23 protein-coding genes are annotated in these 24,094 nt (G+C 69.7%); 22 read left to right on the forward strand and 1 reads right to left on the reverse strand.

Going from position 1 to position 24,094, the window contains the following annotated elements:
* From cydB to E5790_RS10580, 22 genes are all read left to right on the forward strand, one after another.
* Positions 1-1,014 carry a cytochrome d ubiquinol oxidase subunit II gene (cydB, locus tag E5790_RS10475; RefSeq protein WP_111205368.1) on the forward strand — a complete coding sequence of 338 codons (1,014 nt, stop codon included), beginning with the start codon at positions 1-3 and terminating at the stop codon, positions 1,012-1,014.
* Positions 1,015-1,231: 217 nt separating this feature from the next.
* Positions 1,232-1,975 carry a beta-ketoacyl synthase chain length factor gene (locus E5790_RS10480; RefSeq protein ID WP_014648849.1) on the forward strand — a complete coding sequence of 248 codons (744 nt, stop codon included), beginning with the start codon at positions 1,232-1,234 and terminating at the stop codon, positions 1,973-1,975.
* Positions 1,968-2,765, forward strand: coding sequence for a lysophospholipid acyltransferase family protein (locus tag E5790_RS10485; RefSeq protein ID WP_014038937.1), 798 nt, complete (start codon positions 1,968-1,970; stop codon positions 2,763-2,765). The genes E5790_RS10480 and E5790_RS10485 overlap by 8 nt, the downstream gene beginning before the upstream one ends.
* Positions 2,752-3,009: a phosphopantetheine-binding protein gene (locus tag E5790_RS10490; RefSeq protein ID WP_005411610.1), complete on the forward strand. Its 258-nt coding sequence runs from the start codon at positions 2,752-2,754 to the stop codon at positions 3,007-3,009. The genes E5790_RS10485 and E5790_RS10490 overlap by 14 nt, the downstream gene beginning before the upstream one ends.
* Positions 3,010-3,026: 17 nt before the next feature.
* Positions 3,027-3,284: an acyl carrier protein gene (locus tag E5790_RS10495; protein WP_005411609.1), complete on the forward strand. Its 258-nt coding sequence runs from the start codon at positions 3,027-3,029 to the stop codon at positions 3,282-3,284.
* 22 nt (positions 3,285-3,306) lie between these two features.
* Positions 3,307-3,858 carry a membrane protein gene (locus E5790_RS10500; protein WP_046433259.1) on the forward strand — a complete coding sequence of 184 codons (552 nt, stop codon included), beginning with the start codon at positions 3,307-3,309 and terminating at the stop codon, positions 3,856-3,858.
* Complete coding sequence (locus tag E5790_RS10505; RefSeq protein ID WP_111205367.1) at positions 3,851-5,536, forward strand: AMP-binding protein; 1,686 nt, start codon at positions 3,851-3,853, stop codon at positions 5,534-5,536. Before E5790_RS10500 ends, E5790_RS10505 begins: the two co-directional genes overlap by 8 nt.
* Positions 5,526-6,296, forward strand: coding sequence for a glycosyltransferase family 2 protein (locus E5790_RS10510; RefSeq protein WP_014648846.1), 771 nt, complete (start codon positions 5,526-5,528; stop codon positions 6,294-6,296). The genes E5790_RS10505 and E5790_RS10510 overlap by 11 nt, the downstream gene beginning before the upstream one ends.
* Position 6,297: 1 nt before the next feature.
* A complete protein-coding gene (locus tag E5790_RS10515; protein ID WP_014648845.1) occupies positions 6,298-7,239 on the forward strand; it encodes an acyltransferase in 942 nt (313 codons plus the stop codon).
* On the forward strand, positions 7,229-8,779 hold the full coding sequence (locus tag E5790_RS10520; RefSeq protein ID WP_111205366.1) for an aromatic amino acid ammonia-lyase: 1,551 nt from the start codon (positions 7,229-7,231) through the stop codon (positions 8,777-8,779). Before E5790_RS10515 ends, E5790_RS10520 begins: the two co-directional genes overlap by 11 nt.
* Positions 8,766-9,197, forward strand: coding sequence for an acyl-CoA thioesterase (locus tag E5790_RS10525; protein ID WP_032960618.1), 432 nt, complete (start codon positions 8,766-8,768; stop codon positions 9,195-9,197). Before E5790_RS10520 ends, E5790_RS10525 begins: the two co-directional genes overlap by 14 nt.
* The gene (locus tag E5790_RS10530; RefSeq protein ID WP_041863962.1) at positions 9,194-9,823 is read left to right on the forward strand and encodes an outer membrane lipoprotein carrier protein LolA; all 630 of its coding nucleotides are present in this window, start codon (positions 9,194-9,196) and stop codon (positions 9,821-9,823) included. Before E5790_RS10525 ends, E5790_RS10530 begins: the two co-directional genes overlap by 4 nt.
* Entirely contained in the window at positions 9,816-12,170 is a 2,355-nt protein-coding gene (locus tag E5790_RS10535; protein WP_032960614.1) for an MMPL family transporter, read from the forward strand. Before E5790_RS10530 ends, E5790_RS10535 begins: the two co-directional genes overlap by 8 nt.
* Before the next feature lie 52 nt (positions 12,171-12,222).
* The gene (locus E5790_RS10540; protein WP_014648840.1) at positions 12,223-13,473 is read left to right on the forward strand and encodes an NAD(P)/FAD-dependent oxidoreductase; all 1,251 of its coding nucleotides are present in this window, start codon (positions 12,223-12,225) and stop codon (positions 13,471-13,473) included.
* Positions 13,461-14,018, forward strand: coding sequence for a DUF3261 domain-containing protein (locus E5790_RS10545; RefSeq protein WP_014648839.1), 558 nt, complete (start codon positions 13,461-13,463; stop codon positions 14,016-14,018). Before E5790_RS10540 ends, E5790_RS10545 begins: the two co-directional genes overlap by 13 nt.
* Positions 14,015-15,199 carry a beta-ketoacyl-[acyl-carrier-protein] synthase family protein gene (locus E5790_RS10550; protein WP_049442067.1) on the forward strand — a complete coding sequence of 395 codons (1,185 nt, stop codon included), beginning with the start codon at positions 14,015-14,017 and terminating at the stop codon, positions 15,197-15,199. Before E5790_RS10545 ends, E5790_RS10550 begins: the two co-directional genes overlap by 4 nt.
* Entirely contained in the window at positions 15,196-15,651 is a 456-nt protein-coding gene (locus E5790_RS10555; RefSeq protein WP_032960608.1) for a dehydratase, read from the forward strand. Before E5790_RS10550 ends, E5790_RS10555 begins: the two co-directional genes overlap by 4 nt.
* Positions 15,648-16,379 (forward strand): 3-ketoacyl-ACP reductase FabG2, encoded by a 732-nt coding sequence (locus tag E5790_RS10560; protein WP_032960607.1) that lies wholly within the window; start codon positions 15,648-15,650, stop codon positions 16,377-16,379. Before E5790_RS10555 ends, E5790_RS10560 begins: the two co-directional genes overlap by 4 nt.
* On the forward strand, positions 16,379-17,617 hold the full coding sequence (locus E5790_RS10565; protein ID WP_014648835.1) for a beta-ketoacyl-ACP synthase: 1,239 nt from the start codon (positions 16,379-16,381) through the stop codon (positions 17,615-17,617). The genes E5790_RS10560 and E5790_RS10565 overlap by 1 nt, the downstream gene beginning before the upstream one ends.
* A 61-nt stretch (positions 17,618-17,678) precedes the next feature.
* On the forward strand, positions 17,679-18,119 hold the full coding sequence (locus E5790_RS10570) for a hypothetical protein (protein WP_032960605.1): 441 nt from the start codon (positions 17,679-17,681) through the stop codon (positions 18,117-18,119).
* Between the two features lie 160 nt (positions 18,120-18,279).
* A complete protein-coding gene (locus E5790_RS10575) occupies positions 18,280-18,540 on the forward strand; it encodes a YcgL domain-containing protein (protein ID WP_049404015.1) in 261 nt (86 codons plus the stop codon).
* Positions 18,533-21,871, forward strand: a complete 3,339-nt coding sequence (locus E5790_RS10580) for an ankyrin repeat domain-containing protein (protein WP_111205365.1) — start codon at positions 18,533-18,535, stop codon at positions 21,869-21,871. The genes E5790_RS10575 and E5790_RS10580 overlap by 8 nt, the downstream gene beginning before the upstream one ends.
* A 190-nt stretch (positions 21,872-22,061) precedes the next feature.
* Here E5790_RS10580 and E5790_RS10585 read toward each other — a convergent pair whose 3' ends face one another.
* Entirely contained in the window at positions 22,062-23,840 is a 1,779-nt protein-coding gene (locus E5790_RS10585; RefSeq protein WP_014648831.1) for a monovalent cation:proton antiporter-2 (CPA2) family protein, read from the reverse strand.
* Positions 23,841-24,094: the final 254 nt, after the last annotated feature.

The following is a 24,094-nucleotide window of genomic DNA, read 5'->3' on the forward strand; positions in this document are numbered from 1 at the left end:
ATGGACCTGATGACCTGGCTGCCGGTGGCGTGGTTCGCGGTGATCGGCTTCGGCGTGCTGATGTATGTGGTGCTGGACGGCTTCGTGCTCGGCATCGGCATCCTGGCCCCGTTCGCCGAGGACGAGGAACAGCTGGACCTGATGATGAACACCGCCGCGCCGATCTGGGACGGCAACGAGACCTGGCTGGTACTGGGCGGCGCCGGGCTGCTGGCGGCGTTCCCGAAGGCCTATGCGGTGCTGTTGTCGGCGCTGTACCTGCCGGTGCTGCTGCTGGTGGTGGCGCTGGTGTTCCGCGGCGTGGCGTTCGAGTTCCGCTTCAAGGCACATCGTTCGCGCCGCCTGTGGAGCGTGGGGTTCGGCCTGGGCTCGCTGCTGGCCACCTTTGCCCAGGGCGTGATCCTGGGCACGCTGGTGCAGGGCATCCCGCTGGTGGACGGTGCCTACCAGGGCGGCGCGTTCGCCTGGTTCAGCCCGTTTGCGATGCTGACCGGTGCCGCGCTGGTGGCCGGCTATGCGCTGCTGGGCAGCACCTGGCTGATCCTGAAGACGGAAGGGCGCGTGCAGGCGCTGGCGCGGCAGATGACCCGCCCGCTGGTGGTGGCGGTGATCGCGGCGATGGGCCTGGTGAGCAGCTGGCTGCCGTTCCTCGATTCGCGGTTGATGGACCGCTGGTTCAGCGACGGCAACTTCTGGTGGCTGTCGCCGGTCCCGCTGCTGACCCTGGCGGTGGCGGCCGCGCTGTGGCGCAGCGCGGCCCATCCGCGCCGCGACCTGCCGCCGTTCCTGCTCAGCCTGGCCCTGTTCGTGCTCGGCTTCCTTGGCCTGGTGCTGGGCATGTGGCCCTACCTGCTGCCGCCGTCGATGACCCTGTGGCAGGCCGCCGCGCCGGCCTCCTCGCTGGGCTTCACCCTGGTCGGGCTGGTCATTCTGCTGCCGGTCATCCTCGGCTACACGGCGTGGTCGTACCGGGTGTTCCGCGGCAAGGTGCACGCCGACACCGGTTACCACTGATCGTTTGAATGCGGGGCCGGCCGGTGCCGGCCCCCGCGTTGGGGAATGTGAAACCTGCACACCCCGCGCAGGACGTGCTAGCGTGCGCTCCTTTCCGGCGGCCAGGGGGGCAGCCGGCGACGTCCTGGACGGACGCACGGCTGCAGGAATGGGGGGCCGCCGCGCGTCGCCGTAATGGCTCGTGCCTATCGTTCTCCCGTTGAAGCACCATCGCTAAATGATCGAATTCTCCATCGTCGACTGGGCCGCCTGGGCGCCCGGCCTGAGCGAGCGTAGCCAGTGGCTGGGCTGGGCCGATGCGCCGTATCCGCCGCAGGGCGAAGACACGCCGGCGTTGGCCGAGATCCCGGCGATGCAGCGCCGCCGCATCGAGCGGCTGGGCCGGATGGCGATCCAGGCTGCCTGCTGGTGCGAGGACGGGCAGGGCGCTGACAGCCAGGTGCCGCTGGTGTTCGCCAGCCGCCACGGCGACGTGGCCCGTTCGATGGACCTGCTGGGGGCGCTGGCCAGCGATCAGCCCCTGTCCCCCACCGGGTTCGGCCTGTCGGTGCACAACGCGATCGCGGCGCTGTACTCGATCGCCCGCGGCCACCGCGGCAACTACCTGGCGCTGGCCGCCGGCCAGGCCACGGTCGAGACCGCCTGCCTGGAGGCCGCCGGGCTGCTGGCCGATGGTGCCCGCGAAGTGCGGGTGGTGGTCTATGAGTCGCCGCTTCCTGAAATTTACGCGACGTTTGCCGACGAACCCGACCCGTTCTTTGCCTGGTGCTGGCGTTTGACCGCGCCGACAGCGGGCCAGCCGACGCTCTCGCTGCAATGGGAGGCGGCGCCGGAGGCCACCGCCACCGCCCCGGGCACGCTGCCGCACGCGCTGGACCTGCACCGCTTCCTGCTGTCTGGCGCGCCGGCGCTGGAGCACGTGGCCCAGGGCCAGCGCTGGCGCTGGGGACGCCGTGGCTGAGGCGCTGCGCCGCCTCGATCATGCCTGGCGGGTGTTCGGCACCGGCCTGAGCTTCGCCGCATTTGGCGTGGGCGGCCTGCTGCTGGGCGTGCTGGTGATGCCGGTGTTGCTGCTGATGCGCGACCCGGTGGTCCGCCGCCGCCGGGCCCGCCGCGTGGTCCAGGTCGCCTTTGCCAGCCACCTGCGCCTGATGCGTGCGCTGGGGGTGATGACCTACCAGATCGAGGGCGGGGAACGCCTGCAGCGCGACGGTTTGCTGGTTCTGGCCAATCACCCGACCCTGATCGACGTGGTCTGCCTGATTTCGCTGCTGCCCAACGCCGATTGCGTGGTGAAGCGGGCCGTGGCCTGCAACCCGTTCATGCGCGGCCCGGTGCGGGCGGCCGGCTACATCGCCAACGATGACGGGGCCGGCCTGGTCGACGACTGCGTAGCGGCGGTGCATGCCGGCGGTACCCTGGTGATCTTCCCGGAGGGCACCCGCAGCGTGCCGGGCCAACCGCCGCGGCTGCAGCGCGGGGCCGCCAACATCGCCGTCCGCGGCCGGCTGGACATCACCCCGGTACGGATCACCTGCACCCCGCCCACGTTGACCAAGGGACAGAAGTGGTATCGTGTCCCCTCACGTCGCTTTCACGTTCGGCTGCAGATCGGCGAAGATATCCCGATCGCGCCCTTCCTGGCCGATGACGACTCGCCAAGGGGGGATGCCTTGGCAGCACGCCGCGTCACCGAGCACCTTTCTCGTTATTTCGACCTGTCTGGAGATCCGCCCCGTGCAAGCACTTGAGCACGAGATCAAGGAATTGATCATTTCCTCCCTTTCGCTGGAGGACATCACGCCGGAGGACATCGATCCGACCGCGCCGCTGTTCGTCGAGGGCCTCGGCCTGGATTCGATCGACGCGCTGGAACTGGGCTTGGCGCTGCAGAAGAAGTACGGTGTCAGCCTCTCGGCCGATTCAGAAGAAACCCGTCGCCATTTCTCCAGCGTGCGCGCGCTCGGCGAGTTCGTCGCCGCCCGCCAGTCGTAACGGCGCCAGGAATTGCCATGACCAAGAATGAACTGTTCGAACGCATCGTCAGCATCCTGACCGACAGCTTCGAGATCGAAACCGCCCGGATCACCCCCGAGGCCCGCCTGTACGACGACCTGGACATCGACAGCATCGATGCGGTCGACCTGATCGTGCAGCTCAAGCCGCTGCTCGGCCGCAATCTGCAGCCGGAAGCGTTCAAGGCCGTGCGCACCGTGCAGGACATCGTCGATGTCGTGCATGGACTGCTGCCGGACCAGGCAGCCGCCTGACTGCAGCGCCGGCGGCTTCGCCATGGCTCGCGCACGTACCGTCGTGGTGGCAGCGATTTCGCTTGCCTACCCGCTGCTGGTGTACCTGGCGATGGGCCGTTTCGAGCCGCGCTGGTTGTCGCTGCTGCTGTTCACCCTGGCCCTGCTGCGTGCACTGAGCACGCGACAGCCGCTGTGGTGGGCCGCCGCCGCTGGCACCGGCCTGCTGGCGGTGCTGGCCACCGTGCTCAACCAGGCCCTGCCGCTGAAGCTGTACCCGGCGCTGGTCAACGTGGTGATGCTGGCGGTGTTCGGCACCAGCCTGCGCTTCGGCCCACCGCTGGTGGAGCGCCTGGCGCGGCTGCAGGAGCCGGACCTGCCGCCGTTCGCGGTGGCCTATACCCGCCGCGTCACCCAGGTGTGGTGCGGCTTCTTCGTTCTCAACGGCAGCCTGGCCCTGCTGACCGCGCTGTACGCGTCGGACCGGGTCTGGATGCTCTACAACGGATTGTTGGCGTACGTGATGATGGGCGTGTTGTTCGCAGGGGAGTGGCTGGTGCGGCGGCAGGTGAAGGCGGCGCACGCGCATGGCTGAGTGGATTGCCCTGGACCGGCTGCTGCTGGAGGCACGGCCGCAGCGCAGCGTCGGCCTGTGCGACGGCGAGGTGATCGACCATGCCGGCTTCCGCCAGCGCGTACTGGCCTGGCGCGCCGCCTTTGCGGCCGCCGAAGGCCGCGACTGGGCCCTGTACTTCGATGATGCCGTGGCCTTTGCCGCCGCGCTGTTCGGTGCCTGGCATGCCGGCAAGCGGGTGTTCCTGGCCGCCGACAACCTGCCAGCCACGCTGCAGGCGCTGCAGCCGCAGGTGAGCGGCTTCGCAGGCGACGTGTCCGCCGACTACCGCTCGCTGGTGGCGCTGGACGCCGCGCTGGACGATGAGCTGCAGGCGCTGGACGAGCGCGCCTGCGAGCTGTGCGTGTTCACCTCCGGCAGCACCGGCCAGCCCAGTGCGATCGGCAAGCGCCTGGACCAGCTGGCGCGCGAGGTGGAGGCGCTGCAGGCCGCGTTCGGTGCGCAGATGGAGGGTGTGCAGGTCCATGGCACGGTGTCCCACCAGCACATCTACGGGCTGCTGTTCCGCGTGCTGTGGCCGCTGGCCGCCGGCCGCCTGATTCATCCGCGCCGGTTCTTCCACGAAGACCTGGTGGGTGCGCTGGCCGGTACCGATACGGTGCTGGTGGCGACGCCGGCCCACCTCAAGCGCCTGCCCGGGCAGCTCGACTGGGCCAGCCTGCATGGCCGCCTGCGCGCGGTGTTCTCCTCCGGTGGTCCGCTGCCGGAAGACGCAGCGCGGCAGGTGCGGCAGTGGCTGGGCGTGGCCCCGACCGAGGTCTATGGCAGCAGCGAGACCGGCGGCATCGCCTGGCGCCGCTGGGATATCGACCTGCCGCCGTGGCAGCCGCTGCCGGGCGTGCAGTGGCGCATCGACGATGGCTGCCTGGCGGTGGCCTCGGCGCACCTGGACACCCCCGGTTGGTGGCGCACCCAGGACCGTGTCGAAGCCCTGGCCGACGGCCGCTTCCGCCTGCTGGGCCGGGCCGACCGCATCGTCAAGATCGAGGAACGCCGGGTGTCGCTGGATGCGCTGGAACGCGCGCTGCGCGAAGACGCCGAGGTGGATGACGCGCGCGTGCTGGTGCTGCCCGGGCAGCGCGAGCAGCTGGCCGCCGTGGTGGTGCCGGCCGATCCGGCGCTGCTGGAGGGCGGCGACGCTGCGCGGCGGGCGCTGGGCCAGCGCCTTGGCGCCCGCCTGGCGCATGCGCATGACGCAGTGACCCGGCCGCGTCGCTGGCGCCTGGTGCAGGCGCTGCCGATCAATGCGCAGGGCAAGGTGACCCAGGCCGCGCTGGCGGCGCTGTTCCAGCCGTTGATGCCGGTGCCGGCGTGGGATCACCGCGATGCCGCCAGCGCCACCCTGCGCATGACCCTGGACCCGGCGCTGCGGCCGTTCCAGGGCCACTTCCCGCAGGCGGCAATCCTGCCCGGCGTGGCGCAGCTGGACTGGGCGGTGCGCTTCGCCCGCCAGGCGTTTGTGATGCGGGGCGCGTTCGTGCGCATGGATGCGGTGAAATTCCAGCACGTGGCCCGCCCCGGTGACGAGTTGACCCTGCAGCTGGACTGGGATGCCGCACGCAACGTGCTGGCCTTCCGCTACACCTCCAGCCACGGTGTGCATGCCAGCGGCAGGGTGGTTTTCGCTGATGCGGACTGACCCGGCCGTTGCCGGTGCCGCATTCGCGCCACTGGTGGTGATCCCTGTCTACGACCACGAGCACGCCATCGCGGCGGTGGTCGATGGCGTGCAGGCTGCGGGACTGCCCTGCCTGCTGGTCGACGATGGTTCGCACGATGGGTGCGCGGCGGTGCTGCGCGCGCTGGCACAGCGCCAGGGCGTCGACCTGCTGCGCCTGGACGTCAACCAGGGCAAGGGCGGGGCGATGCTGGCCGGCTTTGCCGAGGCCGGCGCGCGTGGCTACAGCCACGTGCTGCAGATCGATGCCGACGGCCAGCACGATACCACTGACCTGCCACGCTTCATCGAAGCCGCGCGCGCCCATCCCGAGGCGGTGATCTGCGGCATTCCGGCTTACGACGCCAGTGTTCCCAAGGCGCGCCTGTATGGCCGCTACGCCACCCACATCTGGGTCTGGATCAACACGCTGTCGCTGCACCTGCGCGACACCATGTGTGGCTTCCGCGTGTATCCGCTGCCGCCGGTACTGCGCCTGATCGGTGAAGAGACCATCGGCCGGCGCATGGATTTCGATACCGAAGTGATGGTGCGGCTGTACTGGCGGCAATTGCCGGTCGAGCACCTGGCCACGCGTGTGACCTATCCATCCGATGGCGTGTCGCACTTCGATGTGTGGCGCGACAACGTGCGCATCAGCCGCATGCATACCCGCCTGTTCTTCGGCATGCTCTGGCGTGCGCCGCGGCTGCTGTGGCGCCGCCTGCGGGGGCAGCGCTGAGATGGCGGCCGCGCAGGGTGCCCCGCACTGGGCCGACATCGGCGAATCGACGTCGGTGGCCGGCGTGCTGTTCCTGTGCTGGGTGCACCGCTGGTTCGGGCGCTGGCCGTTCCGCCTGTGCGTGTGGCCGGTGGTGGCCTGCCATTGGCTGGGCAACCGTATAGGGCGCCAGGCTTCGATGCAGTACCTGCAGCGGCTGCAGGCGCACAGCGGCGTGCTCGGCCGCGCGCCGACACGGCGTGACAGCCTGCGCCACTTCTTCGCCTTCGCCGATACGATGCTGGACAAGATCCTCGGCCTGGGCGGGCGCTACCCGGCCGAACGCATCCACCTGCATCGTGACCTGGTGCTGCAGAAGATCGCGCGCCGCGAGGGCGGGCTGATCCTCACCGCGCACATCGGCTGCCTGGAGCTGTGCCAGGTGCTGGCCGAACAGGTGCCGGGGTTCCGCATCACCGTGCTGGTGCACACCGCGCATGCGCAGCGCTTCAACCGCCTGCTGCAGCGGCTGGACCCGCTGGCGGCGGTGGAACTGGTGCAGGTGACCGAAATGGGGCCGGCCACCGCGGTGATGCTGGCCGAGCGCGTGGCGGCGGGGGGCTTCGTTGCCATCGTCGGCGACCGCACGCCGGTACAGGGTGGCCGCAGCGTCACTGCCGATTTCCTGGGCCACCGCGCGCCGTTCCCGATCGGCGCCTATGTGCTCGCCGCGGCGCTGGGCTGCCCGGTCTACACCATGGCCTGCCTGCACGAGGGCGACGGCTATCGGGTGGCATTCGAACAGTTCGCCGAACGCATCGTGCTGCCGCGTGGCTCGCGCGACGCCGCGCTGGCCGAACAGGCACAGCGCTTCGCGCGCTGGCTGGAACTCCAGGTCATCCAGTCCCCGTTGGACTGGTTCAATTTCTTCCCCTTCTGGGATCAGGCTCCGCATGACGACTGACGCCGTACCCGTGTGCCGCTTTGGCGACGCACCGTTGACCATCGAAGACGTGGTTGCCCTGGCCCAGCGCCAGTGCGAGGCCGCACTGAGCGACGCGCCGGCGTTCCGCGCGCACATCCAGCGCGGTGCCGACTTCCTCGACCGCCTGCTGCGCGAGGACGGCGTGATCTACGGCGTGACCACCGGCTACGGCGACTCGTGCACGGTGAACATCCCGCCGGCGCTGGTGGCGGAACTGCCGCACCACCTGTACACCTACCACGGCTGCGGCCTGGGCCGTTACCTGGACCCGGTCGAGACCCGCGCGGTGCTGGCCGCGCGCCTGGCGTCGCTGGTGCGCGGCATGTCCGGCGTCAGCGTGCCGCTGCTGGAAGGCCTGGCCACGCTGCTGCAGCACGACGTGCTGCCGATGATCCCGGCCGAAGGCTCGGTCGGTGCCAGCGGCGACCTGACCCCGCTGTCGTACGTGGCGGCGGTGCTGTGCGGCGAGCGCGAGGTGCTGCATGACGGCCGCGTGCAGCCGGCGGCCGAAGTGCTGGCGAAGATCGGCATGACCCCGCTGAAGCTGCGGCCGAAGGAAGGCCTGGCGATCATGAACGGCACCGCGGTGATGACCGGCCTGGCCTGCCTGGCCTGGCAGCGCGCCGATTACCTGGCGCGCATGGCCACGCGCCTGACCGCGTTCAACGTGCTGGCCAGCGACGGCAACGCGCACCACTTCGACGAAACCCTGTTCGCCGCCAAGCCGCACCCGGGCCAGGGCCGCATCGCTGCGCGCCTGCGCAGCGACCTGCACAGCGAACGCCCGCCGCGCAACGAACAGCGCCTGCAGGACCGCTATTCGCTGCGCTGCGCGCCGCACGTCATCGGCGTGCTGGAAGACAGCCTGCCGTTCCTGCGCCAGCTGATCGAAACCGAACTGAACAGTGCCAACGACAACCCGCTGATCGACGCCGACGGCGAGCGCATCCTGCATGGCGGCCACTTCTACGGCGGCCACATCGCACTGGCGATGGACACCCTGAAGAACACCGTGGCCAACGTTGCCGACCTGCTCGACCGGCAGCTGGCGCTGGTGGTGGATGCCCGCTACAACCATGGCCTGCCGGCCAACCTGTCGGCGGCCACCGGCCCGCGCGCGGCCATCAACCATGGCCTGAAGGCGCTGCAGATCAGCGTGTCGGCCTGGACTGCCGAAGCGCTGAAGCAGACCATGCCGGCCAGCGTGTTCTCGCGTTCCACCGAGTGCCACAACCAGGACAAGGTCAGCATGGGCACCATCGCCGCGCGCGACTGCCTGCGCGTGATCGAGCTGACCGAACAGGTGGTGGCGGCAATGCTGATCGCCGCGCGCCAGGGCCTGGCGCTGCGTGAGCGGGTTGGCCTGAATGCGCAGCTGCATGGCAGTCTGGCCGACATGTACGCCGACCTGGGGCAGCGCATCGCCCTGGTCCAGGAAGACCGCGCGCTGGATCGAGAACTGCGGGAACTGCTGGTGGAGATCCGCGCGCAACGTTGGGAGCTGTATGCCGGTGAATGAGGCCATCGAACGGGTTGGCGAAATTGCGTTGACCCCTGCCTTCCATGACTGCGATCCGATGAACGTGGTCTGGCATGGCAACTATTTCAAGTACTTCGAGATCGCGCGCTGCGCGCTGCTCGGGCGCTACGACTACGACTACCCGCAGATGCTCGAATCGGGCTACCTGTGGCCGGTGGTCGATGCGCGGGTGAAGTACGTGCGCCCGCTGCTGTTCAACCAGGCGCTGCGCGTGGTCGCGCGCATCGTGGAATGGGAGAACCGGCTGAAGATCGAGTATGAAATCCTCGATGCGCAGAGCGGCCAGGTGCTGACCCGCGCGATGACCATCCAGGTCGCGGTGGACGCGGCCAGCAAGGAAATGCTGTACCAGTGCCCGCCGGTACTGTGGGAACGCCTGGGAGTGCCTGCGCCGTGAACCCCCTTGTCCGTCTTTCGAGCGTGCTCCTGTGCGCGCTGATCTTCGTTGCCGCACCGCAGGTGCAGGCGGCCGACCCCGCCATCGATGCGATCACCCAGGCGGTGGCGCGGCCGGATGTGCTGCGTGGCCAGTTCAGCCAGGAAAAGCAGGTCAGCGGCTTCAGGAACCCGCTGCGCTCGCAGGGCCAGTTCGTGGTCGCGCGCCAGCACGGCGTGATCTGGGCCACGCTCAAGCCGTTCCCTTCCGAAGTGGTGGTCACCGCCGACCGCATCCTGAGCCGCCAGCGCGATGGCAGCACCCGTGTCGAGCTCGATGCACGGCAGCAGCCGGCGATGCGTTCGGTGAACGCGATCATGTTCGCGCTGATGAGTGGCGACGTGCAGGCGCTGTCCAGCCAGTTCAACGTGGCGGCCAGCCGTGAAGGGCAGGGCTGGCGGCTGCGGCTGACGCCGAAGTCGGCGATGCTGGCCAAGGCGTTCCAGTCGCTGACCCTGCAGGGTGACCGCTACGTGCGCCAGGTCGAGATCGTCGAGGCCAACAAGGACCGCACGCAGATCCAGTTCAGTGCATTGAGCGAGGCGCCGGCCACGCTCACCGCCGACGAGGCACGCCGCTTTGAGTGAGGCCGTCGCATCGAACGCACCGGAGCGGCTGCGGCGCTGGTGGCACTGGCTGGGCATCGCCTGGCTGTTGCTGCTGCTGGTACTGGGCGCGCAGCAGTGGCACCTGTGGAGCCAGCAATCGCGGATCGACACCGACATCCTCGCGCTGCTGCCGCAGGATGCGCATGACCGCCTGTTGAGCGACGTCACCCGGCGCATCGCCGACGGCAGCTCGCGGCAGGTGGTGGTGCTGCTGGGCAGCAGGGACGGCGCTGCCGCCAAGCGTGCGCAGGCGGCCTTTGCCGCGGCCATGGCCAAGGACACTGACCGAGCCCTGCTGGTGCCCAGTGGTTCGATCGAAGGCTGGTTCGATGAGGCGCGCGCGTTCTACGCGCCGTACCGCGACCGCCTGCTGACGCCGGCCCAGCGCGAGCAGCTGCAGGGCAGCGAACCGGGCGCGTTGGCCGAGCAGGCGTTGGCCGCGCTGTACGGCCCGATGGGCGCTCCGCGCCTGACCGACTGGCGGCAAGACCCGTTGTCGTTGTGGCCGCAATGGTGGCAGCAGCAGGCGCAGGGGTCGGGGTTGCGGCTGGGCGATGACGGCCTGCTCGAAGCCGAGGGCAGGCACTGGGCCGTGCTGCAGTTCGATACACCGGGTTCGGCGTTCCAGCTCGACGGTGAGCGTCATCTCGACGGCCTGCTGGAACGTGCCGGGCGGGCTGCCAGGGCGGCAGCACCGGAGCTGGAAATCCTGCATGCCGGCGTGCCGCTGCACGCCGAGGCGGCCGCGGTGCAGGCCAACCAGGAAATCAACACGATCGGCTGGGGCTCGCTGGCCGCGGTGCTGCTGCTGGTGTGGCTGGCGTTCCGTTCGCTGCGGCCGATCCTGCTGGTCGCCGCGTCGTTGCTGATCGGTTGTGGCGTGGCGCTGGCGGTGACCGTGCTGGTGTTCGGCAAGGTGCACGTGCTCACCCTGGTGTTCGGTGCGTCGCTGGTGGGCGTGGCCGAGGATTACGGCATCCACTGGTTTGCCTCGCGCCAGGCCGAGCCGGCCGATCGCCGCTGGAAGCTGCTGCGGCACCTGTTGCCGGGCCTGTGGCTGGCCTTGCTGACCAGCGCGCTGGCCTACCTGGCCCTGGGCCTGGCCCCGTTCCCGGGCCTGCGCCAGATGGCGCTGTTCTCGGTGGTCGGTCTGGCCGCCGCCTTCCTCACGGTGATCTTCTGGTTCCCGTGGCTGGATGGCGGCGAGATCCGCCAGACCCGTTTCTCGCAGTGGCTGGGCAACACGCTGGAGCGCTTCCCGCGGTTGCATGGCCGCCGGCCGGTGACGGTGTTCGTGGTGATCACGCTGGCGCTGTCTGCCATCGGCATCGCCCGCCTGCACAGCAATGACGACCTGCGCAGCCTGCAGTCCTCACCGCCGGCACTGATGGCCCAGCAGATCCGCCTGAGCCAGCTGCTGGGCATGCCCAGCCCGGCGCAGTTCTATCTGGTGCAGGGCAGTGACGCTGCACAGCTGCTGCAGCGCGAAGAAGCACTGACCGAACGCCTGCGTGTACTGGCCAACGACAAGCGCATCGGCGGTTACCGCGCGATCAGTGACTGGCTGCCGTCGCCGGCACGCCAGCAGGCCGATGCGGCGCTGACCGCCAAGGTGGAACCGGGCGTGCTGCAGGCCGTGTCCGATGCGGTCGGAGAACCCTTGCCGCGCCCCGACTTCGCCACCACGCCGCTGACCGCGGAGGCGTTCCTGGCCTCGCCGGCCTCGCAGCCGTTCCGCCACCTGTGGGTGGGTGAGGTCGGTGGGCAGATGATCAGCGTGGTGATGGTCGATGACCTGTCGCGCGCCGATGCGCTGGCGACCCTGCGCGGGGCGGCCGAAGGCCTGCCCGGCGTGCGCTGGGTGGACCGCACCGCCGACTTCTCGCAGCTGCTGGGCCACTACCGCAAGCTGATGGGGGGGCTGCTGCTGGTCGGCATCGTGCTGGTGTTCGGCGCGCTGTGGCTGCGCTACCGCCGCCAGGCCTGGCGCGTGTTCGCGCCGACCCTGATTGCCGGTGCGTTGACCCTGGGCCTGCTGGGCCTGTTCGGCCAGCCACTGCAGCTGTTCAACGTGCTGGCACTGATGCTGCTGCTGGGCATGGGCATCGACTACGGCATCTTCCTGATCGAGCACCGCGGCGATGCCAGTGCCTGGCTGGCGGTGTGCGTGGGCGCGGCCAGCACCTGGCTGTCGTTCGGCCTGCTGGGACTGTCGCAGACCCCGGCGCTGCGCGCGTTCGGCCTGACCCTGCTGTTCGGCATCGGCCTGGTCTGGCTGATCTCGCCGCTGTTCCGGCCGCCGCCGCATGATCTGCCGCGGGCCTGAGCCTGCTTCCGACTTCCTTCTTTCCACTTGATCGAGCAACAAGGACGCACCGATGAATACTGCTGTGGATGCTGTCGAACGTACTGAAATCCTGATCATCGGTGCCGGCCCGGCCGGCTCCGTGGCTGCGGCGATGCTGCGCCAGCAGGGCCGCCAGGTGCTGATGCTGGAGCGCCAGCAGTTCCCGCGCTTCTCCATCGGCGAAAGCCTGCTGCCGCAGAGCATGGAGTACATCGAGGCCGCCGGCCTGCTGCAGGACGTGGTCGAAGCCGGCTTCCAGCACAAGAACGGCGCGGCCTTCGTGCACGGCGAAGCGCGTACCGCATTCGACTTCAGGAAGAAGTTCTCGCCGGGCTGGGGCACCACCTACCAGGTGCAGCGCGCCGACTTCGACAACGTGCTGGCGCGCGGTGCCGAGCGCATGGGGGCCACGCTGCGTTTCGGTGATGAAGTGCTGTCGGTCGAAGCCGGCGAGCAGCCGGCGGTGACGGTGCGCCGCCCGGACGGCAGTGAGTACCGCATCGAGGCCGATTTCATCCTCGACGCCTCGGGCTTCGCACGCCTGCTGCCGCGCCTGCTGCAGCTGGAATCCCCGTCCAACTTCCCGGTGCGCGGGGCGATCTTCTGCCACGTGCGCGACAACATTCCGGCCGAAGCGGACTTCGACCGCAACAAGATCCTGATCACCACCCATCCCGAGCACGTCGACGTCTGGTACTGGACAATCCCGTTCTCCAACGGCTGCTGCTCGCTGGGCGTGGTCGCCGAACCGTCGTTCTTCGAGCGCTACGAGGGCGACGACCTGCAGAAACTGCAGGCCATCGTCGGCGAGGACCCGAACCTGACCCGGCTGCTGGCCAATGCCGAATGGGCGGTGCTGCCGGTGCGCCGCATCACCGGCTACTCGGCCAATGTCAGTTCGTTGTGGGGGCCGGGCTATGCCCTGCTGGGCAATGCCGGCGAGTTCCTCGACCCGGTGTTCTCGTCCGGCGTGACCATCGCCTTCAAGTCCGCGCAGCTGGCCAGTGCATGCCTGGCGCGCCGCTATGCCGGCGAAGCCGTGGACTGGGAAGCGGAGTTCTCGGTCCCGCTGCGGGCGGGCGTGAAGACCTTCCGCCGCTTTGTCGAAAGCTGGTACGAAGGCGGTTTCCAGAAGATCATCTACCACCCGCAGCAGCAGCCCGAAGTGCGCGACATGATCAGCTCCATCCTGGCCGGTTACGCCTGGGACACCAACAACCCGTACGTGGCCGATGACAGTGGCCGCCGCATGCGCGTGCTGGAGCAGCTGTGCGGCGCCTGATCGCCCCTGCGACAGCACTGCTGCTGAGCCTGCTGCTGGTGGCCTGCGCCGGCCGCATGCCGAAGCCGTTGGTGGAACTGCCGCCGCTGCGCCTGTCGCCGGCCAGCCTGCCGGCGCCGCTGGCGTTGCAGCAGCAGTTGCATTTCCGGTTCGGCACGCATGAGCGCGACCTGGATGCACTGCTGGAAGCCGATGCGCAGCAGGTGCAGCTGGCGGTGCAGGCGATGGGCCAGACCGGCGTGCGCCTGCAGTGGGACGGCCGGCAGCTGACCCAGCAGCGCGCGCCGTGGCTGCCGCCGCAGGTGCGCGCCGAGCGCGTGCTGGATGACCTGCAGTTCGCGCTGTGGCCGACCGCAGCCATCGCGGCCGCGCTGCCAGCCGGCTGGCAGGTCCGTGACGATGGCCATCAGCGCAGCCTGTCGCGCGACGGCACGGTGTGGCTGCAGCTGCAGCGCCTGGACGATGGCAGCGTGCAGCTGGACAACCGCGCCGAAGGCTATGCGCTGCGCATCGAATCGATCGACATGGCCGGGCCGGATCGATGAGTGCACCGATCTACCTGAACGATCTGGGCGTGGTCTGCGCGCTCGGCGATGGCCGCGACGCGGTGGCTTCGGCGATGTTCGCCGGCGTGCCGGGCGGGCTCAGCGACAACGATACCCTGCTGCCGGGGCACACCCTGGCGCTGGGGCAGGTGCGTACACCGCTGCCGACGCTGGAAGAACTGCCGGCCGCCCTGCGCGGGCGCAACAACGCCCTGCTGGACGTGGCACTGGCGCAGATCGCACCGGCGGTGGCCGCCGCGATCGCCCGCCACGGCGCCGAACGCGTGGCGGTCGTGCTGGGCACCAGTACCTCGGGCATCGGTGAATCCGAGCAGGCCCTGCGCACCCATGCCGAACAGGACCAATGGCCGCCCGGGTTCGATTACGCCCAGCAGGAAATGGGTACTGCCGCGCAGTTCGTGCGCCAGCGCAGCGGCGCTCAGGGGCCGGCGTGGACCCTGTCCACCGCCTGCTCGTCCAGTGCCAAGGCACTGATGTCGGCGGCACGCATGCTGCGGGCCGGTATCGTCGACGCCGTGATCGCAGGTGGCGCGGACTCGCTGTGCCGCTTCACCGTGGCCGGCTTCAGCGCGCTGGAATCGGTGTCGGCCCTGCGCTGCAATCCATTCTCGCAGCACCGTGCCGGCATCAACATCGGCGAGGGTGCCGCGCTGTTCCTGCTCACCCGCGAACCCGGCCCGGTATGCCTGGCCGGCTGGGGCGAATCGGCCGACGCGCACCATATGTCCGCCCCCGATCCGCAGGGCCTGGGTGCCATCGATGCCCTGCAGCAGGCGCTGCAGCGCGCCGGCTGGGCGGCCGATGAAGTGGACTACGTGAACCTGCATGGCACCGCCACCGGCCACAACGATGCGATGGAAAGCCTGGCGGTGTCGCAGGTGCTGGGCAACCAGGTGCCTGCCAGTTCGACCAAGCCGCTGACCGGCCATACGCTGGGTGCTTCAGGCGCGATCGAAGCTGCACTGTGCTGGATCGTGCTGGCCGGGAACCCGCAGCAGCAGCTGCCACCGCACTGGTGGGACGGCGTGGCAGACCCCGCGCTGCCGGCACTGCCGCTGGTCGCACCGGCCACCCGCCTGGCACAGGCACCGCGGCGGGTGCTGAGCAATTCGTTCGCCTTCGGCGGCAGCAATGCCGTGCTGGCGCTGGAGCGTCGATGAACACGCTGTACGCGATCGAAGAGGTGGTGCCGCACCGCCAGGACATGTGCCTGCTGGAGCGCATCACGCACTGGGACCAGGACACCATCGAGGCCGAACTGGTGGTGCCCGACGCGGGCCTGTTCGTCGAGGAGGGCCAGGTGCCGGCGTGGGTCGGCATCGAATACATGGCGCAGGCCATCGCGGCCTGGGCCGGTTGCCGTGCGCGTGCGGCGGGCAAGCCGCCGCAGTTGGGCTTCCTGCTTGGCAGCCGCCGCTACAGCAGCCCGCGCAGCAGCTTTCCCAGCGGATCGCGGCTGCGCGTACAGGCGCGCTGCGAGCTGTTGGGTGACAATGGATTGGGGATGTTCGCCTGCCGCATCCTGGCAGGCGAGGACGAATGGGCGACAGCCAACGTGTCGGTGTTCGAACCGGCCGATGCGATGGCCTATCTGGAGAGTGGACAGGCATGACAGGGAATCGAAGCGTGCTGGTGACCGGCGCCAGCCGGGGCATCGGCCGGGCCATCGCGCTGCGCATCGCGCGTGACGGCTTCGACGTGGTGGTGCATTGCCGCAGCCGCCTGGATGAGGCACAGGCCGTGATGGCCGAGATCCACGCGTTGGGCCAGCAGGCCCGCGTACTGATGTTCGACGTGGCTGATCGCGAGGCCGCACGCGCTGTGCTGGAGGCCGATGTCGAAGCGCACGGCGCGTACTACGGCGTGGTCTGCAACGCCGGCATCGCCCGTGACGGTGCCTTCCCGGCACTGTCAGCGGAGGATTGGGACCAGGTCATCCACACCAACCTGGACGGTTTCTACAACGTACTGCATCCGCTGATCATGCCGATGGTGCGCCGGCGCAAGCCTGGCCGCATCATCACCCTGTCGTCGGTGTCCGGACTGGCCGGCAACCGCGGGCAGGTCAATTACAGCGCCGCCAAGGCCGGCATCATCGGTGCCACCAAGGCCCTGGCGCTGGAACTGGCCAGCCGCCAGATCACCGTCAACTGCGTGGCCCCGGGCCTGATCGAGACCGAAATGCTCAACGATGAAGTGGTTGAACACGCGCTCAAGCTGATTCCCGCCGGCCGCGTCGGTCGTCCCGACGAAGTGGCGGCCACGGTGGCGTTCCTGCTGTCCGAGCCGGCCGGCTACATCACCCGCCAGGTGATCTCGGTGAACGGAGGCATGATCTGATGGCCGCTGATCGTCGCGTGGTGGTCACCGGTGCCGCCGCCATCAGTCCGCTCGGCCACGACTGGCCGACCATCGAGGCACACCTGCGCAGCTGCCGCAATGCGGTGCGTGCGATGCCCGAGTGGGATGTCTATGCCGGGCTGAACACCAAGCTGGCCGCGCCGGCGCAGGATTTCGAGCTGCCGCCGAACTACAACCGCAAGACCACCCGCTCGATGGGCAAGGTCGCGATCATGTCGGTGCGCGCCACTGAGGTGGCACTGCGTGAAGCCGGCCTGCACGAGCATCCGGTGCTGCGCAGCGGCCGTACCGGCGTGGCCTACGGCTCGTCCTCGGGCAGCCACGAGGCCACCGGCGAATTCGGGCGCATGCTCAACGAGTTCACCACCGATGGCATCAGTGCCACCACCTACCTGAAGATGATGAGCCACACCGCGCCGGTCAACATCGGCGTGTTCTTCGGCCTGTCCGGGCGCGTGTACACCACCTCCAGTGCCTGCACCTCCGGCAGCCAGGGCGTGGGTGCGGCCTATGAAGCGATCCGCAGTGGCAAGCAGACGGTGATGGTGGCCGGCGGTGCCGAGCAGCTCGATGCCACCGCAGCGGCGGTGTTCGACACCCTGTTCGCCACCAGCGTGCGCAACGATGCGCCGCAGACCACCCCGCGCCCGTTCGATGCCGGCCGTGATGGCCTGGTGCTGGGCGAGGGCGCCTGCACGCTGATCCTGGAAGACCTGGAGCACGCGCAGGCGCGCGGCGCCACCATCCTTGCCGAGGTGGTCGGCTACGGCACCAACAGCGATGGCCAGCACGTCACCCAGCCCAGCGCCGACACCATGGCCCAGGCCATGCGCCTGGCGCTGGAGGATGCCGGCCTGGACGCGGCGCAGATCGACTACGTCAACGCCCACGGCACCGCCACCGACCACGGTGACATCGCCGAAACCCAGGCGACCGCGCAGGTGTTCGGCAACCGCGTGCCGATCAGCTCGCTGAAGAGCTATGTCGGCCACATGCTGGGTGCCTGTGGCGCGTTCGAGGCCTGGCTGAGCATCCAGATGATGCGCGCCGGCTGGTTCGCGCCGACCCTGAACCTGGCCGAGGTCGACCCGCGCTGTGGCCAGCTCGACTTCATCACCGGGCAGGGCCGCGAACTGCAGGCCGAGTACGTGATGAGCAACAACTTCGCCTTCGGCGGCATCAACACCTCACTGGTGTTCCGCCGCTGGAGCGAGTGATCCACCGCCCCACCGCACTGTTTCCGCCATCCACCCGCACCCCTGACAAGGAGAAGTTTCGATGCGCCGCACTCTCATGATCGCCACTGCCACCGCGCTGCTGGCCCTGACCTCCACCGCCTCTGCCCGCGATACCCGCGTCGAGCAGTCCCTGCAGGAGCTGGTCAGCTCGCAGGCTGCCAAGGACGCCGGCATCGACGGCAGCGTGCGCTTCTACCTGGCCGGCCAGCCGGTCAGCGTGCAGCAGCGCCTGGGTGAAGACGTGACCAACAAGAAGACCAACGCCGCCAACAAGAGCGATGCCGAGGCCTGCCGCTGGGTCGCGCTGTCGGCGCTGCGCGCGCTGCAGGACGGCGCCAGGTCGCGCGGCGCCAACGCCGTGGTCGACATCGTCAGCTACTACAAGAAGAACGAGTTCAAGAGCAGCACCAATTACGAGTGCTATGCCGGCACCATCCTCGCCGGTGTCGCGCTGAAGGGCACCTACGCCAAGGTCAAGTAAGCGCCCGTGTGGCGGCGGCGTTGGCTGAACGTCGCCGCCACATTGCTGAACCTCGCAAGGGAAACGCCGCCGATCGCGCCGCCATCGTCGGCTGACGGCTTTCCCCGGTGTCGGCTTTCCGACACAATCATGGCTCTTCCCGGGTTATCGTCCCGCGGACATGCACGCCTACGTCTATAAAAGCCAACTCAAGCCGGACACCTACGTCTACGTTCCCCGACGCGATGATTTCAGCGCGCTACCCGCGCCGCTGCTCACCTCGCTGGGGACGCTCACCTTCGTCCTGGAGGTGGCCCTGGATGTCCAGCGCCGCCTGGCCCAGGCCGATCCTGAAAAGGTCCGCAGCGAAATGAGCGAACGCGGGTTCTACCTGCAGGTACCGCCGTCGGTGGCCAGCCTGATGCCGCGACACTATGACTGACACCTCCCGTCCGCGTGCCCTGTCGATCGCCTTCGCCGTGGGTGCCATGCTGGCGTTGGGCGCTGCGGTGGGCGGTGTGCCGGGTGCCATCCTTGCCGCACTGGCGCAGCCGGCGTTCGCGCTGGGCGTGTCGTGGTGGCGTCGCAGCCGTGCGCTGCTGCCGCTGAAGGTGGTCGCACGCCAGGACCTGCCCGCACTGCTGGCGCTGTGGGCTGCCGCGCCATTGCTGCTGGCGCTGCTGCTGGCCTGGCCGCTGGCGGCCCTGCGTGACAGCGGCAGCCTGGCGGCGGTGCTGGGCCTGAGCGTGCTGGTCAGTGCCGGCCTGCTGGCGGCCTGGCGCACCTGGCCGCTGTGGAACGATGTCGAACGCCTGGATGGCAGCCTGGCCCAGCACTGGCAGGCGCTGGCCGGCCGCGACCTGACCGCCTGGCGTGGTCTTGGCGTGGCGGCGCTGGTGATCGCCTTGGCCGCACTGGTGGTGCTGCCGGCCTGGCCGGGCCTGTTGCCGGACGGCGCACGCTGGCCCGCCGCACTGGCGGTCGTGCTGCTGTCGCCGGCGCTGCACCTGCTGCTGCAGCGGGTCGCGCCCGCGCCGCTGGTGTCGCTGCGCCCCAGCCCGTTCGCCGCTGCCAGCAGCGAACAGGAACCGATGTTCCCCGCTGCGGCCGAAACCGCGCCGCTGGAGGCGATGGCGCCGCAGGAACTGACACCGGCCCTGTATGAGGCCGCGCGCCAGGGCCGCGTCGACCGCGGCCTGCAGCTGCTGCAGGCCGGTGCTGATCCGTATGCGCTGCCGGACCCGAACTGGCGTGACCAGCGCAGCCTGGCGGTGCTGGCGGCGGTGCTGCCGGACCTGCGCCTGCTGCGCGAGCTGATTGCCCGCGGCGTTGATGTGAACGCGCCGCACCGGGGCATGACCCCGCTGCTGGCCGCCACCCGTGACAGCTGGCATGGCCGCCCCGAAGCGGTGATGACCCTGCTCGCCAACGGCGCCGATTCACGTGCCACCGACAGCGATGGCAACACCCCGCTGCACCATGCCGCACGCAGTTCCGACCCGGGCGTTGCCGCGCTGCTGCGCGATGCCGCTGCCGAAGTCGATGCGCTGAACCGCGAGGGCTGGTCGCCGCTGGCGGTGGCCTGCCAGGTCGGCAACTGGCGCCTGGCCCGCTTCCTGCTCGAGCGCGGTGCACGCAGCGAACCGGCCGACGGCACCCCGGTGCTGCTGGCCGCCGCCGCCACCGAGGACGACGATCCGGCCGGCGTGCAGCTGCTGCTCAAGCACAAGGCACGCGCCGACGCGCGTGATCGCCAGCGCCGCAGCGCGCTGCACGAGGCAGCGCTGGCCGGCCACGTGGAGATCATCGGCGTGCTGCTGGGCGCCGGCGCCAACCTGGAAGCGCGCGATGCACTGGGCCGCACGCCGTGGCTGGAAGCCGCCCGTGCCGGCCGTGCCGCCGTGGTCGAGCACCTGCTGCCGCACAAGCCGGACCTGGTCGCGGTGGACGGCGAAGGCCGCAATGCGGTGCAGCTGGCAGTGATGGCCGAGGATGTCTCGCCGCTGCTGATCAAGCGCCTGATGGAACTGGGCATCGCCGCCGACGCCACCGACCCGGTTGGCCGCCGCGCGGTGGACTATGCGGCCGAAGCGGGCCGCTGGGCGATCGTGGCCTTGCTGGACCCGTCCTATCCGCTGCCGGCAGCCGTCAGTGATGGCCTGGCCGAGCGCGGTGAAGCGGCCAGCGCCAGCGGCCTGTTGCCGGACCGTCCGCCGCTGACCCTGCTGCGCGAAGCGCTGGGCTTCGGCAACACCGATGGCATGGCCGCGCTGGCCAGGCTGTGCCAGCCGGAAGAACTGGGCGGCCTGCTGCTCGATCCGGAGCTGGCCCTGGAGCCGCGCGCGGTCGATTGGCTGCTGGCCCACGGTGCCGATCCCTATGTGCGCGACGCCTGCGCCGATACGCCGATGTTCGCGCTGCTGTCGCGCGGCATCGACGCGGTGCCGGCGCTGCAGGTCATGCTGCAGCGCGGCCTGTCGCCGGCCGGGCGCGGTGGGCTGGCACGCTTCCTGGCCGCCTGCGCACAGCACGACCAGGCCGCCCGCGGCCTGGAACAACTGGCGCTGGAACTGCTGGAGCGTGGCGCCGATCCGTTCGCCGCTTCGCCGGCCGGTGACCCACCGCTGTCGCTGGCGGTACGCTTGGGCTGGCTGCGCCTGCAGCAGGCCCTGCTCAAGGCCGGTGTCGATCGCGAAGCGCGCGACAGCCATGGCATGACCGCACTGCATCTGGCCACCGCCCTGGCCCGCGAAGGCGCGCTGAAGCTGCTGGTGCAGCACGGTGCCTCGCCGGAAGCACGTGCCGCCGACGGTCAGACGCCACTGGGCGTGGCGCTGTCGATCGGTCGCCGTGACCTGGCCGACTGGCTGGACTGGCGGGTGTGGCCGCTGCCACGCCGTACCCTGCGCGAGGCCGATCTGCCGGCCGCTGCGATGGCCGGTGATGTGGACGCCGTGCGCCGCCTGATCGATCTGGGATTTGCCGTCGACGCGGTCGACGCACAGGGCTGCACCGCGCTGCTGCGTGCGGCCGGTGGTGGCCACCTGGCCGTGACCGACCTGCTGCTGGCGCGCGGTGCCGATCCGCAGCACGCCGCTGCAAGCGGTGCGACGCCGCTGTCGGCGGCGGTCAGCATGCGCCAGGTCGACATCGTTTCGGCCCTGCTCGATGCCGGCGCCAAGCTGGAACATCGCCTGCCGGGCGGGGTGACCGTGCTGATGCTGGCCTCGGCGCTGGGCCTGCCGGACATCGTCGCGCGCCTGCTCACTGCCGGTGCCGACGTGCATGCCGGTGACGCGCAGCAGCTGGGCCCGCTGCACTGTGCCGCGCTGTACGGTTTCAGTGCCCGCGACCGCTCGCGCCTGCTGGCCCTGCTCGACACCCTGCTGTTGGCGGGCGCCGAGCCGGACCAGGCCGCCGCCGGTTCGGTCACGCCGCTGCTGCTGCTGCTGGGCGCACGCGCCGAGCCGGGTACCGCCTGCGACGAGCAGGTGGTGATGGCGGCGGTAGAGCGCCTGCTGGATGAGGACGTCAGCCTGGACGTGCGCGATCCGCGCGGCTTCGGCCCGCTGCATCTGGCCGCCCTGCATGGACTGCCGCTGCTGGTGCAGCGCCTGTTGCGCGCCGGTGCCGATCCGGAAGTGCGCGACAGCCTCAACCGCAGCCCGCGCGAGATCGCGGTGATGCGCGGCTTCATCGACGTCGCTGGCGAGTTCGAACCGCGCGTGCCGGGCGTTTCGTCGATGGCGCGGTTCCTGCGCGACAACGGTTGAGCACCGGGATCGGAATCCGCAGTGGGTAGTGCCGGCCGCTGGCCGGCAACCTGCTGAGACCTCCGGGATACCGAGGCTGCCGGCCAGCGGCCGGCACTACCGGGTCCGCCATCGATCGGGTCGGTGCCAACCCTGCCCCCGGTGGGTGCCGATCGTGCCCCCGGTGGGTGCCGACCGTTGGTCGGCACGCCTACTTGCCGTCGCTTTCCGCGTCGGCCTCGAACAGATGCATCAGGTCGTTGCGTGCGTCGCGCGAGGTCTGGATCACCGCTGCCTCGTCGTCGTACACCAGATACTGGTCGCGCAGCAGCTGCTCATCGTGCTCGCGGAAGCGCTGCACATGGCGTTCGGCCACGTCCGGCGCCACGCCCAGCGCGGTCAGCACGCGTCCGCTCATCTCAAGGCTGGTGCCGAACACTTCGCGGAACGGCTCGGCCGACATGTCCATCAGGCGCCACGCATGCTGGCGGTTGCGTGCACGCGCCAGCACCGTCGCGTCCGGGTACAGCCGGCGCACCATGCGTACCGCGCGCAGGTTGGTCTCCGGGTCATCCACGGTGATCACGAACACATCGATGTGCTCGCCCCCCGCCGCACGCAGCATCTCCGGCCGGGTCGGATCGCCGTAGTACAGCTGGTTGCCGAAGCGGCGCAGGTCGGCAACGGTGTCCGGGTTCGCCTCCAGCGCCACGAACGGCACCTTCTGCGCGGTCAGCAGGCGCGCGATCACCTGGCCGAAGCGTCCCATGCCGGCGATCAGCACCTTGGGCCGGTTGTCCGGCGCCACCTTGTCAGCCTCGGCCGCCGCGCGTGGTGCGGCTTTTTCCTGGCCGAGCAGCTTGAGCAGCGCGATCATCAGCAGCGGCGTGATCGCCATCGACAGGCCGACGATCGCCACCAGCCGGTCGTGGTTGGCGTTGCCCAGCAGGTGCGCGCGCTGTGCCTCGTTGAATACCACGAAGGCAAACTCGCCGCCCAGCCACAGCACGCTGCCCAGCAGCAGCGATTGCCGCGAGCTGAGCCGGGCGACACGTCCAACCGCGTAGAGCAGGCTGAACTTGACCACCAGCAGGATGCCGACACCCGCGGCGATCAGCCACGGCTCGGCGGCGATGCGGTCCAGGTCGATGCCCATGCCCACTGCGATGAAGAACAGGCCCAGCAGCAGCCCCTTGAATGGTTCGATCTGCGCTTCCAGCTCATGCCGGAACTCCGAATCGGACAGCAGCACGCCGGCCAGGAACGCGCCGAGGCTGGGGCTGAGGCCGGCTTCCTGCATGAACCAGGCGGTGCCCAGCACCACCAGCAGGGCGGTGGCAGTGAATACTTCCGGGCTGCGGGTGCGCGCAATGATGCTGAACACCTTGCGCAGCACCGGTCGTCCGCACAGGATCACCACCGCCAGCGCACCCAGCGCCACGGCCGCATCTTCCCAGCGCAGGGTCTCGTTCTTCACTCCGCCCAGCAGCGGGATGGCCGCCAGCAGCGGGATCGCGATCAGGTCCTGGAACAGCAGGATGGCGAACCCGAGCCGGCCATGGTCGCTGTTGATCGCCTTGTGCTCGGACAGCAGCTGCAGGCCGACCGCGGTGGACGACAGCGCCAGCGCCACGCCGACCACCAGCGCGCTCTTCCACTGGAAGTGATCGAGCAGCAGCAGGCCGCCCAGCACCAGCCCGGACAACGCCACCTGCGCCGCGCCGGCGCCGAACACCGAGCGCCGCATCACCTTCAGGCGTGCCGGTGACAGCTCCAGGCCGATCACGAACAGCAGCATCACCACACCGATCTCGGCGGCACCGAGGATGCGGTCGGCGTCCTGCACGAAGCCCAGCCCGTCCGGGCCCAGCACCACGCCGGCCGCCAGGTAGCCCAGTACCGCGCCGAAGCCGAACTTCTTGAACACCGGCACGGCGATGACCGCCGCCAGCAGCAGCACCAGGGCCAGTTCCAGACCACCGCTATGCATGGGAATACCTGGTCATCGGGGGAGCCCGCTGTGCGTCCGTTCGGATGGGGGAGGGCGTGGCGAGCGCCACCACGACATTATGCGCGCCGGCCTGTGTATGCACGAGAACAACCGGCCGGGCGGCCACCCAGCGCGGGGCGCCCAGGTTGACCTGCATGGCCCACGGGTCCAGACTGCCCGCCGCTGGCGGCGCGTCCGTTGGCATACGCATCCCGGAGTCCCCAACCCATGTCCAGCGACAGTAGAAGTCGACC

Origin of the sequence: Stenotrophomonas sp. PAMC25021 (assembly GCF_004795795.1) — a bacterium.
GTDB lineage: Bacteria > Pseudomonadota > Gammaproteobacteria > Xanthomonadales > Xanthomonadaceae > Stenotrophomonas > Stenotrophomonas muris.